A 13,224-nucleotide genomic window follows, 5' to 3' on the forward strand; every position below is an offset into this window, starting at 1 on the left:
GGAGAAAGCATGAACATCATCGCCATTATGGGGCCGCACGGGGTTTATTATAAAGATGAACCCATCAAGGAGCTTGAGCGTGCATTACAATCCCTGGGATTTCAAATTATCTGGCCGCAAAATAGCGTTGACTTGTTGAAGTTTATTGAACATAACCCGCGCATCTGCGGCGTTATTTTTGACTGGGATGAATACAGTCTCGACCTTTGTAGCGAAATCAACCAGCTAAATGAATACCTTCCCCTCTACGCCTTTATCAATACCAACTCCACGCTGGACGTTAGCGTTCACGATATGCGCATGGCGCTGTGGTTTTTTGAGTATGCATTGGGGCTGGCTGAAGATATCGCGACGCGCATTCATCAATATACAAACGAATATCTCGATAATATTACGCCGCCGTTTACCAAAGCGCTTTTTACCTACGCCAAAGAAGGAAAATATACCTTTTGTACGCCGGGTCATATGGCGGGAACGGCGTATCAGAAAAGCCCGCCAGGCTGTCTGTTTTATGACTTTTTTGGCGGCAATACCTTAAAGGCCGATGTGTCGATTTCGGTGACTGAACTGGGATCGCTGCTGGATCACACCGGGCCGCATCTGGAAGCGGAAGAGTATATCGCCCGTACTTTTGGCGCCGAGCAGAGTTATATGGTGACGAACGGTACGTCGACCTCGAATAAAATTGTCGGTATGTATGCCGCGCCTGCGGGAAGTACGCTACTTATTGATCGTAATTGCCATAAATCGCTGGCGCATTTGCTGATGATGAGCGATGTGGTGCCTCTCTGGTTGAAGCCGACGCGCAATGCGCTCGGTATTCTTGGCGGTATTCCTAAGCGTGAATTTACCCGCGACAGCATTGCGCGTAAGGTGGCGGAAACCGCGCAGGCGCAATGGCCAGTTCATGCGGTTATCACCAATTCGACTTACGATGGTCTGCTGTATAACACTAACTGGATCAAGCAGATGCTGGACGTTCCCTCGATCCATTTTGACTCCGCCTGGGTACCCTATACCCATTTCCATCCGATCTACCAGGGGAAAAGCGGGATGAGCGGCGATCGGGTGCCCGGAAAAGTGATTTTCGAAACGCAATCCACCCATAAAATGCTGGCGGCTTTTTCGCAGGCGTCGCTTATTCATATCAAAGGGGAATATGACGAAGAGACGTTTAACGAAGCGTTTATGATGCACACTTCCACATCGCCGAGCTATCCCATTGTCGCCTCTATCGAGACCGCAGCGGCGATGCTGCGCGGCAATCCAGGGAAAAGATTGATTAATCGTTCGGTGGAGCGAGCGCTCCATTTTCGTAAAGAGGTACAGCGGCTACGTGAAGAGTCCGATAGCTGGTTCTTTGATATCTGGCAGCCGGAAGAGGTTGATGAGGCCGAATGCTGGCCGGTCACGCCGGGAGAAACCTGGCATGGCTTCGCCGATGCTGATGACGATCATATGTTTCTCGATCCGGTTAAGGTGACAATCCTGACGCCGGGGATGGATGAACAGGGCAACATGAGCGAAGAGGGGATACCCGCCGCGCTGGTGGCGAAGTTCCTCGATGAGCGAGGCGTGGTGGTGGAAAAAACCGGGCCGTATAATCTGCTGTTTTTGTTCAGCATAGGGATTGATAAGACCCGTGCGATGGGGCTGCTGCGCGGACTGACGGAATTTAAACGCGCCTACGATCTTAACCTGCGCGTCAAAAATATGTTGCCGGATCTGTATGCGGAAGATCCGGATTTTTATCGCAATATGCGCATTCAGGATCTGGCGCAGGGGATCCATAAACTGATCCGCCAGCACGATCTTCCGGGGCTGATGCTGCGGGCGTTCGAGGTTTTACCGGAGATGATCATGACCCCGCACCAGGCCTGGCAGCGTCAGATCAAAGGCGAGGTGGAAACCGTGGCGCTCGATCAACTGCCAGGGCGCGTTTCCGCGAATATGATCCTGCCTTATCCGCCAGGCGTTCCGCTGTTGATGCCCGGCGAGAGGATCACGCAACAGAGCCGGGCCGTGCTCGATTTTCTGCTGATGCTCTGCTCGATTGGCCAGCATTATCCCGGTTTTGAAACGGATATTCACGGTGCGAAACGGAATGAAGACGGGGTGTATCAGGTACGAGTCTTAAAACACGCCTGTTAGCTTGCCTGACGGGAATGTGACGAGTAACGTACTGATAATCAATAAAGGAGACGCTATGCTGGGATTAAAACAGGTTCATCACATCGCGATCATTGCGACAGACTATGCGGTGAGCAAGGCGTTTTACTGCGATATTCTGGGGTTCGATCTGCTAAGCGAAGTCTGGCGGGAAGAGCGTGACTCGTGGAAGGGCGATTTGGCACTAAACGGGCAGTATGTGATTGAGCTTTTCTCTTTTCCCTTCCCTCCGGCGCGTCCAAGCCGACCTGAAGCCTGCGGCCTGCGCCATCTGGCTTTCAGCGTGGAAAATGTGGAAAACGCCGTTGCGCATCTGGAAAAGCATCAGGTTAAGTGCGAACCGATACGCATCGATCCGTATACCGGGAAGCGCTTTACTTTTTTCAACGATCCGGACGGTTTACCGCTTGAGCTGTATGAGCAGTAAGGCTTGTCATTAAGACGCTCGCCAGGTAACGTTGCCGGGCTAAGTCACTATAAGCATGGATCATGACCACTCTCACGTTGAATACCTCGTTACTCTCTTCTCGCCGTATTCTGGCTGCCTTTAGCGGTGGCCTGGATTCTACGGTGCTTCTGCATCAACTGGTGTTGTGGCGAGAACGCCATCCTGACGTCACGCTGCGTGCTATCCATATTCATCACGGTTTAAGCCCTCATGCTGATAGCTGGGTGCGGCATTGCGAAACCGTATGCGAACGCTGGCAGGTTCCGCTGGTAGTGGAGCGGGTGACGCTGGCGGATAATGGCCTGGGTATCGAGGCCCATGCGCGTGAAGCGCGCTACCGGGCGTTCGCACAGACGCTATTGCCTGGCGAAGTGCTGGCAACCGCGCAGCACCTTGACGATCAGTGTGAAACGTTCCTGCTGGCGTTAAAGCGCGGCAGCGGTCCGGCCGGACTTTCCGCGATGGGAGAATGCTCGCCTTTTGCCGGAACTCTACTTCTTCGCCCGCTGTTGAGAGAAACGCGGAAGACGCTGGAACAGTGGGCTGTGCGGCATGGCTTATGCTGGATTGAAGATGAAAGCAATCAGGATGACGCCTACGATCGCAATTTTTTACGCCTGCGCGCGCTTCCGCTCTTGCAGCAGCGCTGGCCGCATTTTCCTGCGGCGGTAGCCCGTAGCGCGACGCTCTGCGCCGAGCAAGAAAGGCTGCTGGACGAGCTTCTGGCCAGCGATCTTACGGACTGTATCACGGCGGAGGGAACATTGCGGCTCTCTCCATTGATGTTGATGAGCGATGTACGGCGGGCGGCGATTTTGCGTCGCTGGCTGGCGATGCGTAATGCGCCGATGCCCTCTCGCGACGCGCTGGAACGTATCTGGCAGGAGGTGGCGCTGGCGCGCGACGATGCCTCTCCCTGTTTACGTTTTGGCGATCGCGAGATTCGCCGTTATCAGTCGCAACTGTGGTGGATTAAATCCGTGGCCGGACAACACGAAACGACGGTCGCCTGGCCCGTCTGGCAAACACCGCTGGCGCTGCCTGCCGGCTTAGGGACGGTACAGCTCGTTCCTGGCGGCGAACTGCGCCGACCGCGAGAGGAAGAATCCGTCAGCATTCGGTTTAAAGCGCCAGGCGTGTTACATATTGTCGGGCGTAACGGTGGACGTAAATTAAAGAAAATCTGGCAGGAGCAGGGGATCCCGCCCTGGCGACGAGACACCACGCCGCTGTTGTTTTACGGCGAAACGCTGATTGCGGCTGCGGGTGTTTTTGTGACGCGTGAGGGAGCAGCAGAAGATAAAGAAGGGGTGAGTCTGGTTTGGCATGCCTGATGGCGCTGCGCTTATCAGGCCTACGTATCGCATGGAACGTAGGCCGGATAAGGTGCTTGCACCACCATCCGGCAACAAAATACTCAGGATTCGCTAACTACCACGGTACCAATTTCCGGGTGGCTGAAACTGGCGATTTTATCGAGACGAAGCTCACAAGACTCGCCGGAAACCTCGGCAAGCAGATATTCTACATTTTTACGTAAGATCAAATCGTTCGCTTTTGCCTGCAAAACCTCGCCATCTTTTAACGTTAGCGTCAGTATTAAATGATGCATGCAGGCAAGCTCAAGACTATCGTAGTCATCGCAATTAATGGGTTGATACGTTTCATTCATTGACATAATCGCTCACCAGTAAGTTCGCGGCAGCATAAGCTGCCTTTTCCCTGACCGACTCTGAAAGGGCGCTATCTGCCGCCACTTCATTAAGCACTTTCAATACACAACCCAGCGCATCCGGGACATACCCTAAGTCTCCGCTGGCGATTTCCGCATACCGCTTGCGTACTAACTCACAATATTTTTCCACATGCCCTCCTGTCAGCATTCTGACTTAACCGTGGATGCAAGTCTAAGCCTACGAAGTTAAATCTTGTTTAGCAAGGTGACTATACCATACTCATTTGCGCAATATCAGCGCCTGACGCGAGTGGGTAAAAGATTCGTTAACAGCCTTTTAGCGCGGTTTTCGCTACAATGGGCGCCTGATTCGAAAGGAGTTTTCTCATGGCGCTTAAAGCGACAATTTATAAAGCCGTCGTCAATGTGGCTGACCTTGATCGCAACCGATTTCTGGATGCGGCATTGACGCTGGCGCGTCACCCTTCTGAAACGCAGGAGCGCATGATGCTGCGCCTGTTGGCATGGATAAAATATGCTGATGAACGGTTGCAGTTTACACGCGGGCTCAGCGCGGAAGATGAGCCGGAGGCCTGGCTGCGTAACGATCATCTGGGCATCGATCTCTGGATAGAGCTGGGGCTGCCGGATGAGCGCCGTATTAAGAAAGCCTGTACTCAGGCGAGCGACGTCGCGCTCTTTGCTTATAACTCCCGGGCGGCGCAAATCTGGTGGCAGCAGCATCAAAGCAAGTGCGCGCAGTTCGCTAACCTGTCCGTCTGGTATCTGGATGACGGGCAACTGGCGCAGCTCAGTGAATTTGCCGATCGTACCATGGCGCTACAGGCGACGGTTCAGGACGGCGCAATCTGGCTTTCTGATGCTCGGAATAATCTGGAAATACAGCTAACCGCCTGGCAACAGCCCTCATGATTGCCATCTCCCGGACGGTCTCCATAGCCGACAATGAGCTGGAAATTACGGCCATTCGCGCGCAGGGCGCGGGTGGTCAGCATGTAAATAAGACCTCTAGCGCGATTCATTTGCGCTTTGACATTCGGGCCTCTGGCCTGCCAGAGTATTATAAACAGCGTTTGCTGACGGCCAGCCACCATCTGATAAGCGATGATGGCGTCATTATCATTAAGGCGCAGGAGTTCCGGAGCCAGGAGCTCAACCGGGAAGCGGCTATCGCCAGGCTGGTTGCCGTCATAAAAGAATTAACCGCGGAGCAGAAAAGCCGTCGCGCAACCCGTCCGACGCGTGCCTCGAAAGAGCGCCGTTTGTCCTCAAAGGCGCAAAAATCTTCTGTAAAGGCGCTTCGCGGCAAAGTTCGTCGTCCACTGGATTGACGGGCAGGAATAGCAATTTCATAAGGATTTTATGGTGAGAACTGCAATATTGTCAGTAGCGGCAGCCTGTACGCTATTTGCATTGATAGGGTGTAATAACCGTGCGGAAGTTGACGCCCTGCAACCTGCGCAGGCGGCGGAATTAAAACCCATGCAGCAAAGCTGGCGCGGCGTGCTGCCCTGTGCGGATTGTGAAGGTATTGAAACGTCACTGTTTCTGGAAAAAGACGGCACATGGGTGATGAACGAGCGCTATCAGGGCGTGCGCGAAGAACCTTCCTCTTTTGCGTCATACGGTACCTGGGCGCGGACGGCGGATAAACTGGTGTTAACCGACAGCAATGGCGAGAAATCGTATTATCGCGCGAAAGGCAATGCGCTGGAGATGCTCGACAGAGAAGGCAATCCGGTGGCTTCGCAGCTTAATTATACGCTTGTGCCTGTTACCGCCAGCCTGCCGGTAACGCCAATGCCGTTGCGTGGTATGTATGTATACAGGGCCGATGCGGCGACCTTTACCGATTGTGCGACCGGAAAACGGCTGCCGGTCGCCAGTAACGCCCAGCTTGAGCGCGGCTATCTGACGGCGAAAGGTGAAGCGGAAAAACCGGTGCTGCTGACGGTAGAAGGGCATTTTGTGTTTGCCGCGAACCCGGACACGGGCGAGCCAGTAAAAATGCTAATAGCCGATAAAAATGCGAAGTTTGCGCCGGGTAAAGATTGCACTCACTAATAAAAGGCCTCGCAGGGTGCGAGGCCTTTACATATCTGCCGGGTGGCGCCGGGCAATGCCAACAAAATGTCGTTTAGCCTTTAATCGCCTTGACCAGATAATCAACGATATCGCCGGTTTTAATCAGCGATTTTTCACCGCTGCGACGGTATTTATACTCAATATCGTCGTTATCCAGGTTGCGATCGCCAATCACGATAGTATGTGGAATACCAATCAGCTCCATATCGGCAAACATCACGCCCGGGCGCTCTTTACGGTCGTCCATCAGCACTTCAATGCCCTGCGCGCGCAATTCGCTGTACAGCTTTTCCGCCAGCTCCTGCACACGGAAGGATTTGTGCATATTCATCGGCAGAATAGCGACCTGGAAAGGCGCAATGGCGTCAGGCCATACAATGCCGCGCTCGTCAAAGTTCTGCTCGATAGCTGCGGCAACGACACGTGTTACGCCGATACCGTAGCAGCCCATTGTCAGGATCTGGTTACGGCCATCTTCACCCTGAACGGAGGCTTTCAGCGCTTCTGAGTACTTGGTACCTAACTGGAAGATGTGACCCACTTCGATACCGCGTTTGATAAGCAACGTTCCCTGACCATCCGGACTCGGATCGCCGGCGACTACGTTACGGATGTCGGCAACAACAGGCGTCGCCACATCGCGATCCCAGTTAATACCAAAGTAGTGTTTACCGTCGATGTTGGCGCCAGCGGCAAAATCGCTCATGGCGGCAACGGTGCGATCGATGATGACCGGAATCGGCATATTGACCGGGCCGAGGGAGCCAGGGCCGGCATTAATTACGGCGCGAATCTCTTCTTCGGTAGCGAAGGTCAGCGGGCTGGCAACGTGCGGCAGCTTTTCCGCTTTAACTTCATTCAGTTCATGATCGCCGCGAACCAGCAGAGCCACCAGCGGAGACTTGCTGTCTTTCACCGCTTTCACCAGCAGCGTTTTTACCGTTTTTTCAATTGGCAGGTTGAATTGTTCCACCAGCTCCGCGATGGTTTTGGCATTTGGCGTATCGACCAGAGTCATTTCCTGCGTCGCCGCTGCGCGCGGCGTTTGCGGCGCGATAGCTTCTGCCAGTTCAATGTTAGCCGCGTAATCAGAAACATCAGAGAAAACGATATCGTCTTCGCCGCTTTGCGCCAGCACCTGGAATTCATGCGAGGCGTTGCCGCCGATAGAACCGGTATCGGCCTGTACCGCGCGGAAATCCAGCCCCATACGGCTGAAGATACGGCTATACGCGGCGTACATGGCGTCATAGGTTTCCTGCAACGACTCCTGAGAGGTATGGAAAGAGTAAGCATCTTTCATCAGGAATTCGCGCGAACGCATCACGCCAAAGCGCGGACGCACTTCATCACGGAATTTGGTCTGGATTTGGAAGAAGTTCAGCGGCAACTGCTTATAAGAGCTGAGTTCATTACGCACCAGATCGGTGATAACTTCTTCGTGGGTCGGGCCGAGTACGAACGGACGCTCGCCACGGTCGACAAAACGCAGCAGTTCCGGACCGTACTGTTCCCAACGACCACTCTCTTGCCACAGGTCGGCTGGCTGAACGACTGGCATCGACACCTCGATAGCACCGGCGTTGTTCATCTCTTCACGCACGATGTTTTCGACTTTTTTCAGGACGCGCAGGCCGGTCGGCAGCCAGGTATATAACCCGGAGGCGAGCTTGCGGATCATCCCGGCGCGCAGCATCAGCTGGTGGCTGATAACCTCGGCGTCGGCAGGTGTCTCCTTCAGAGTGGAGAGCAGGTATTGGCTAGTACGCATGTTGTTACGGTTCCAGTTGAACGATCGAACAGGCTCAATGTGAGCCTGATACAAAAAAAGTGATTTAGTTTACCAGCGTGCAAGAGATGTCAAAAGAGAAGGGCGTGAAATTACCGTGGTTCCAGCGCAAACACTTCAAATCCCGAGTTAACCACACGCCAGCGCACGTTAAAATCATGCAGCCAGACGGCATAGGTTTTGCCCGTCTCTTCACCCTTACGATAAGCCGGGCGAGGATCTTGCGCCAGCACATCGCAAATAAATGTCCGTAGCTGCGGATAACGCCTTTCCAGCGTCGTAAGCTGTTGAGCCACCTCAGCGGTAAAACTCACGGGCATTTCAGCTATCGGCGCCTGTTGCGCATAGCTGGCGGCGGCGTCCGGTAAGGCCTCGGCAAACGGTAAATACGGTTTAATATCCACCACCGGCGTGCCATCCACCAGATCCAGACTGCCTAATTTCAGAATTACGCTCTCTTTCCGGCACTCGATACCTTTTAGCGCAACGAGCGACATGCCAATCGGATTGGGGCGGAACGTGGAGCGCGTGGCAAAAACGCCCATTCTGGCGTTACCGCCAAGACGGGGCGGACGAACTGTTGGCCGCCAGCCGCCGTCCATCGTCTGATGAAAAACGAAAAGTACCCACAAATGGCTGAACGCTTCCAGGCCGCGAACGGCATCGGCCTGGTTGTAAGGCGCTATCAGATGCAGTTCGCCGCAGGCGCTTTTGACCAGACCAGGCTGGCGCGGAACGGCGAATTTTTCTTTATAGGGGGAGCGAATAACGCCGATTTGTTCAAACTGAAAGCTGCTCATTTCGCCGAAATATTCAGGGCGGACCCGATACAAACCGCCTGACGATAGCAGCCTGGCGTGCCGCTGGTAATTTCACAGCTGTGCAGCAGGACGGCGTTGGCTTTCATTTTAGATGCATTAATCTGCATACGCTTGCGCGCAGTTGGAATGTTAGGCGGAGAGTCTTGATTTGTCGCCTGGCAGGATTCGCCGCTAACCTCGCCAAGATCGCGGAAAGGTTTGCCGACTAAGTCTTCAGCATTGGTGTAAATCCTGACGGGAGCGGCACGCGGCGCTTTAGGTTTCTCCGGCTCCGCTTTTGGCGGGGTTGCGGTGCTTTGAACGGGTTCAACAGGGGATCTGCTTAGCATGGAACAACCGCCCAGCATGAGTGCCAATAAACAGATCGGTAAAGCACGCATAATATTTCCTCAATGAATGTTCTAATTGCCAGATATTGAATCAGGAGCTTGCATAAATGACAAGACGGGCAATAGCCCGTCCTGAATAATATTACAGATTGTGGAATCAGCCTAAAACTTACCAGCCTTTCACCGCGCCGCCATTAAAAACTTTATTTGCGGCTTCGTACACTTCATCAGACTGGTAAGCCTGAACGAATTTTTTCACATTCTCGGCGTCTTTGTTATCTTCACGCGTCACGATCAGGTTAACGTACGGAGAATCTTTATCCTCAACGAAGATACCGTCTTTCGCTGGCGTCAGGCCAATCTGGCTGGCGTAAGTCGTATTGATGACCGCTAACGCGATCTGCGCGTCATCCAGCGAACGCGGCAACTGCGGCGCTTCCAGCTCAACAATTTTCAGATTTTTCGGGTTTTCCACGATATCCAGCGAGGTAGGAAGCAGACCGACGCCGTCTTTCAGTTTAATCAGCCCTACTTTTTGCAGCAGCAACAGGGAACGACCAAGGTTGGTCGGGTCGTTAGGCACAGCGACCTGGGAACCGTCCTTGAGCTCATCCAGAGATTTGATTTTTTTGGAATATCCTGCAATGGGATAGACAAAAGTCTTACCAACGGAAACCAGTTTGTAGCCGCGATCTTTGATTTGCTGATCCAGATACGGTTTGTGCTGGAAGGCATTGGCATCGATATCGCCTTTGCTCAGCGCTTCATTAGGCAGAACATAATCATTAAAGGTCACCAATTCCACGTCCAGGCCGTATTTTTCTTTCGCGACTTTCTGCGCGACTTCGGCAACTTGCTGCTCTGCGCCAACGATTACGCCGACTTTAATATGATTCGGATCTTTTTCATCCTGACCGCAACCCGCAAGTGCCAGAGAACCAATCAGAGCACCCACTGCCGCAAAGGTTTTGAATTTGAACGCCATGCTTATTTCCTTAATGAGTATTTGTGTTGTGTTTAACGTTACTTATGCGTGACAGCCCTGACGATGCGATCGCCGGATAACTGAATTAAATAAACCAGAACGACAAGTAATACCAGCACCGTATTCATCACGGTAGCATTGTATCCAATATAACCGTACTGATAGCCGATTTGACCGAGGCCGCCTGCGCCGACGGCACCGCCCATTGCGGAGTAACCGACCAGGGTGATTAGTGTAATGGTTGCCGCATTCACCAGACCAGGCAGCGCTTCCGGTAAAAGGATTTTACGTACAATTTGCAGCGGCGTGGCGCCCATCGCTCGCGAGGCTTCAATCAGCCCGGCAGGGATCTCTAACAACGCATTTTCCACCATACGGGCGATAAAAGGCGCGGCGCCGACGGTCAGCGGTACAATCGCGGCCTGCAAACCAATGGAGGTGCCGACAATTATTCGGGTAAAAGGAATCATCCACACCAGCAGGATGATAAAGGGAATCGAGCGGAAAATATTGACCACCGCAGAGAGGGTGCGATACAGCCTGGCGTTCTCCATAATCTGCCCCGGGCGCGTAACATACAGCAATACGCCGACCGGCAGGCCAATCACGAAACCGAAGAAACCGGAGACAAAGGTCATCGCCAGCGTTTCCCAGACGCCACGAACCAGTAACCACATCATTGCCTCAGACATAACCCAGTACCTCTACTTTCACATGGTGATCCTGCAGCCAGGCAATTGCGGCTTGCGTCTCTTCTTGTGTGCCGTGCATTTCCGTTAGCATAATGCCGAACTTCACACCGCCCGCGTAATCCATCTGCGCGCTAATAATATTATTGTTCACGTTGAAACGACGCGCGGTTTCAGAAAGCAGCGGGGCATCCACAGACTGCCCGGTGAACTCCATGCGCAGCATCGGCACGCTGTCAGTTTCCGGCGACGCTTTCAAACGCGCCTGGTAATCTTCCGGAATGTCCAGGTGCAGAGTGGACTGAATAAACTTCTGCGCCAGCGGCGTTTTAGGGTGCGAGAAGACTTCGCTGACCGTATCCTGTTCAATAAGCTCGCCATTACTGATAACGGCAACGCAGTCGCAGATACGTTTTACGACATCCATTTCATGAGTGATAAGCAGAATCGTCAACCCCAGACGACGGTTGATATCTTTCAGCAATTCCAGAATCGAACGGGTCGTCGCGGGATCAAGCGCGCTGGTGGCTTCATCGCACAGCAACACTTTTGGATTACTGGCTAACGCGCGGGCAATCGCGACACGCTGTTTCTGACCGCCGGAAAGATTTGCCGGATAGCTGTCGTGCTTGTCGCCAAGACCGACTAAATCCAGCAGCTCTGTGACACGGCGTTTGATCTCTTCCTTTGGTGTGTTATCCAGTTCCAGCGGCAACGCGACGTTGCCAAACACGGTACGGGAAGAGAGCAGGTTAAAATGTTGGAAAATCATGCCGATTTGACGGCGAGCTTTGGTCAACTCAGACTCTGAAAGCGTTGTCAGCTCCTGACCGCCTACCATTACGCTTCCTTCAGTAGGACGTTCAAGTAAGTTAACGCAGCGGATAAGCGTACTTTTACCGGCGCCGGAGGCGCCAATGACGCCATAAATCTGCCCGGCAGGCACGTGCAGGCTGACATTATTTAGCGCCTGAATGGTGCGCGTCCCCTGCTGGAACACTTTGGTAATATTCGAAAGTTTAATCATTGGTTATTTATTATCGTAATTAAGTTAGCCGTGGCATTTTCGTCTGTCTAATACGGTCAACGCCGTCAACAGAATGGATGTTAAGGCATCCAGACGTCTAAATCAATCAGGCTTTATACGATGAGCACTTTCTTGCCTGCTGAAACATGCGATACTAGCGCCACTTGCTTTACTCAGGAGCTATAAAAGGTGGCAAAGTCTATACCCGCAATTTTTCTCGACCGTGACGGCACCATTAATGTGGATCACGGCTACGTACATGAAATCGATGCATTCGAGTTTATAGACGGTGTTATTGACGCGATGCGCGAGCTAAAAAAAATGGGCTATGCGCTGGTGGTGGTGACGAACCAGTCCGGAATCGCGCGCGGCAAATTCACTGAGGCGCAGTTTGAAACGTTAACCGAATGGATGGACTGGTCGTTGGCGGATCGCGATGTTGATTTGGACGGCATCTATTATTGTCCTCACCATCCGCAGGGCAGTATAGAAGAGTTCCGTCAGGTATGTGATTGCCGCAAGCCGCATCCAGGAATGCTTATCTCGGCGCGTGATTTCCTGCATATCGATATGGCGGCTTCTTATATGGTGGGAGACAAGCTGGAAGATATGCAGGCGGCAGCGGCGGCAAATGTCGGGACAAAAGTGCTGGTGCGTACGGGCAAACCGGTCACGGCAGAAGCAGAAAACGCGGCGGACTGGGTGTTAAACAGCCTTGCCGATCTGCCATCGGCGATAAAAAAGCAGCAAAAATAAGCGTTATGGATAAAAGATGAGCGGTTAAAACAAAAATGCATTTTTCCGCTTGTCTTCCTGAACCGACTCCCTATAATGCGCCTCCATCGACACGGCGGATGTGAATCACTTCACACAAACAGCCGGTCGGTTGAAGAGAAAAATCCTGAAATTCAGGGTTGACTCTGAAAGAGGAAAGCGTAATATACGCCACCTCGCAACGGTGAGCTGAAAGCCGCGTTGCACCTGCTCTTTAACAATTTATCAGACAATCTGTGTGGGCACTCGAAGATACGGATTCTTAACGTCCCCGGACGAAAAATGAATACCAAGTCTCAAGAGTGAACACGTAATTCATTACGAAGTTTAATTCTTTGAGCATCAAACTTTTAAATTGAAGAGTTTGATCATGGCTCAGATTGAACGCTGGCGGCAGGCCTAACACATGCAA

At 52.7% G+C, this 13,224-nt stretch carries 15 protein-coding genes; 7 read left to right on the forward strand and 8 right to left on the reverse strand.

Features of this window, described 5'->3' with window-relative positions; translation table 11 throughout:
• The first annotated feature begins 9 nt into the window (after window positions 1–9).
• From ldcC to tilS, 3 genes are all read left to right on the forward strand, one after another.
• Entirely contained in the window at window positions 10–2,151 is a 2,142-nt protein-coding gene (gene ldcC, locus ACLJPQ_RS11800; protein WP_001021042.1) for a lysine decarboxylase LdcC, read from the forward strand.
• Window positions 2,152–2,206: 55 nt separating this feature from the next.
• A complete protein-coding gene (locus ACLJPQ_RS11805; RefSeq protein ID WP_000901088.1) occupies window positions 2,207–2,596 on the forward strand; it encodes a VOC family protein in 390 nt (129 codons plus the stop codon).
• 62 nt (window positions 2,597–2,658) lie between these two features.
• Window positions 2,659–3,951 carry a tRNA lysidine(34) synthetase TilS gene (gene tilS / locus ACLJPQ_RS11810; protein WP_080184971.1) on the forward strand — a complete coding sequence of 431 codons (1,293 nt, stop codon included), beginning with the start codon at window positions 2,659–2,661 and terminating at the stop codon, window positions 3,949–3,951.
• Between the two features lie 83 nt (window positions 3,952–4,034).
• Here the strand turns inward: tilS and rof are convergent, their stop codons facing one another.
• Window positions 4,035–4,295 (reverse strand): Rho-binding antiterminator, encoded by a 261-nt coding sequence (rof, locus tag ACLJPQ_RS11815; RefSeq protein ID WP_000062330.1) that lies wholly within the window; start codon window positions 4,293–4,295, stop codon window positions 4,035–4,037.
• Entirely contained in the window at window positions 4,282–4,482 is a 201-nt protein-coding gene (locus ACLJPQ_RS11820) for a YaeP family protein (protein WP_001518678.1), read from the reverse strand. The genes rof and ACLJPQ_RS11820 overlap by 14 nt, the downstream gene beginning before the upstream one ends.
• 197 nt (window positions 4,483–4,679) lie before the next feature.
• Between ACLJPQ_RS11820 and ACLJPQ_RS11825 the strand changes: the two genes are divergently transcribed.
• From ACLJPQ_RS11825 to nlpE, 3 genes are read left to right on the forward strand one after another with little or no spacing between them, the layout of a single operon-like run.
• Window positions 4,680–5,225, forward strand: a complete 546-nt coding sequence (locus ACLJPQ_RS11825; protein WP_001185317.1) for a YaeQ family protein — start codon at window positions 4,680–4,682, stop codon at window positions 5,223–5,225.
• Window positions 5,222–5,644: an alternative ribosome rescue aminoacyl-tRNA hydrolase ArfB gene (arfB, locus tag ACLJPQ_RS11830; RefSeq protein WP_000560527.1), complete on the forward strand. Its 423-nt coding sequence runs from the start codon at window positions 5,222–5,224 to the stop codon at window positions 5,642–5,644. Before ACLJPQ_RS11825 ends, arfB begins: the two co-directional genes overlap by 4 nt.
• A gap of 31 nt (window positions 5,645–5,675) precedes the next feature.
• Window positions 5,676–6,377 carry an envelope stress response activation lipoprotein NlpE gene (gene nlpE, locus ACLJPQ_RS11835; protein WP_000252576.1) on the forward strand — a complete coding sequence of 234 codons (702 nt, stop codon included), beginning with the start codon at window positions 5,676–5,678 and terminating at the stop codon, window positions 6,375–6,377.
• A gap of 73 nt (window positions 6,378–6,450) precedes the next feature.
• Here the strand turns inward: nlpE and proS are convergent, their stop codons facing one another.
• The 6 genes from proS to metN all read right to left on the reverse strand — a co-directional run bounded on the left by proS (window position 6,451) and on the right by metN (window position 12,038).
• A complete protein-coding gene (gene proS, locus ACLJPQ_RS11840) occupies window positions 6,451–8,169 on the reverse strand; it encodes a proline--tRNA ligase (protein WP_001260683.1) in 1,719 nt (572 codons plus the stop codon).
• Between the two features lie 110 nt (window positions 8,170–8,279).
• Window positions 8,280–8,987 carry a tRNA (N6-threonylcarbamoyladenosine(37)-N6)-methyltransferase TrmO gene (tsaA, locus tag ACLJPQ_RS11845; protein WP_000093986.1) on the reverse strand — a complete coding sequence of 236 codons (708 nt, stop codon included), beginning with the start codon at window positions 8,985–8,987 and terminating at the stop codon, window positions 8,280–8,282.
• The gene (gene rcsF / locus ACLJPQ_RS11850) at window positions 8,984–9,388 is read right to left on the reverse strand and encodes an Rcs stress response system protein RcsF (RefSeq protein WP_001202315.1); all 405 of its coding nucleotides are present in this window, start codon (window positions 9,386–9,388) and stop codon (window positions 8,984–8,986) included. The genes tsaA and rcsF overlap by 4 nt, the downstream gene beginning before the upstream one ends.
• A gap of 118 nt (window positions 9,389–9,506) precedes the next feature.
• On the reverse strand, window positions 9,507–10,322 hold the full coding sequence (gene metQ / locus ACLJPQ_RS11855; protein ID WP_000874215.1) for a methionine ABC transporter substrate-binding lipoprotein MetQ: 816 nt from the start codon (window positions 10,320–10,322) through the stop codon (window positions 9,507–9,509).
• Between the two features lie 38 nt (window positions 10,323–10,360).
• Entirely contained in the window at window positions 10,361–11,014 is a 654-nt protein-coding gene (locus ACLJPQ_RS11860) for a methionine ABC transporter permease MetI (protein ID WP_001287489.1), read from the reverse strand.
• Entirely contained in the window at window positions 11,007–12,038 is a 1,032-nt protein-coding gene (gene metN / locus ACLJPQ_RS11865; protein ID WP_000594018.1) for a methionine ABC transporter ATP-binding protein MetN, read from the reverse strand. Before metN ends, ACLJPQ_RS11860 begins: the two co-directional genes overlap by 8 nt.
• 189 nt (window positions 12,039–12,227) lie before the next feature.
• Between metN and gmhB the strand changes: the two genes are divergently transcribed.
• Window positions 12,228–12,794 carry a D-glycero-beta-D-manno-heptose 1,7-bisphosphate 7-phosphatase gene (gene gmhB, locus ACLJPQ_RS11870; protein ID WP_001129900.1) on the forward strand — a complete coding sequence of 189 codons (567 nt, stop codon included), beginning with the start codon at window positions 12,228–12,230 and terminating at the stop codon, window positions 12,792–12,794.
• Window positions 12,795–13,224: the final 430 nt, after the last annotated feature.

The sequence above is a fragment of the Salmonella sp. SAL04213 genome, from assembly GCF_046550535.1.
GTDB lineage: Bacteria > Pseudomonadota > Gammaproteobacteria > Enterobacterales > Enterobacteriaceae > Salmonella > Salmonella enterica.

Excerpts from the sequence above, each read along its gene's own strand:
- ldcC (WP_001021042.1), top strand. The coding sequence starts at position 10 with ATGAACATCATCGCCATTATGGGGCCGCACGGGGTTTATTATAAAGAT.
- ACLJPQ_RS11805 (WP_000901088.1), top strand. The coding sequence starts at position 2,207 with ATGCTGGGATTAAAACAGGTTCATCACATCGCGATCATTGCGACAGAC.
- tilS (WP_080184971.1), top strand. The coding sequence starts at position 2,659 with ATGACCACTCTCACGTTGAATACCTCGTTACTCTCTTCTCGCCGTATT.
- rof (WP_000062330.1), bottom strand. The coding sequence starts at position 4,295 with ATGTCAATGAATGAAACGTATCAACCCATTAATTGCGATGACTACGAT.
- ACLJPQ_RS11825 (WP_001185317.1), top strand. The coding sequence starts at position 4,680 with ATGGCGCTTAAAGCGACAATTTATAAAGCCGTCGTCAATGTGGCTGAC.
- arfB (WP_000560527.1), top strand. The coding sequence starts at position 5,222 with ATGATTGCCATCTCCCGGACGGTCTCCATAGCCGACAATGAGCTGGAA.
- nlpE (WP_000252576.1), top strand. The coding sequence starts at position 5,676 with ATGGTGAGAACTGCAATATTGTCAGTAGCGGCAGCCTGTACGCTATTT.
- proS (WP_001260683.1), bottom strand. The coding sequence starts at position 8,169 with ATGCGTACTAGCCAATACCTGCTCTCCACTCTGAAGGAGACACCTGCC.
- tsaA (WP_000093986.1), bottom strand. The coding sequence starts at position 8,987 with ATGAGCAGCTTTCAGTTTGAACAAATCGGCGTTATTCGCTCCCCCTAT.
- rcsF (WP_001202315.1), bottom strand. The coding sequence starts at position 9,388 with ATGCGTGCTTTACCGATCTGTTTATTGGCACTCATGCTGGGCGGTTGT.
- metQ (WP_000874215.1), bottom strand. The coding sequence starts at position 10,322 with ATGGCGTTCAAATTCAAAACCTTTGCGGCAGTGGGTGCTCTGATTGGT.
- ACLJPQ_RS11860 (WP_001287489.1), bottom strand. The coding sequence starts at position 11,014 with ATGTCTGAGGCAATGATGTGGTTACTGGTTCGTGGCGTCTGGGAAACG.
- metN (WP_000594018.1), bottom strand. The coding sequence starts at position 12,038 with ATGATTAAACTTTCGAATATTACCAAAGTGTTCCAGCAGGGGACGCGC.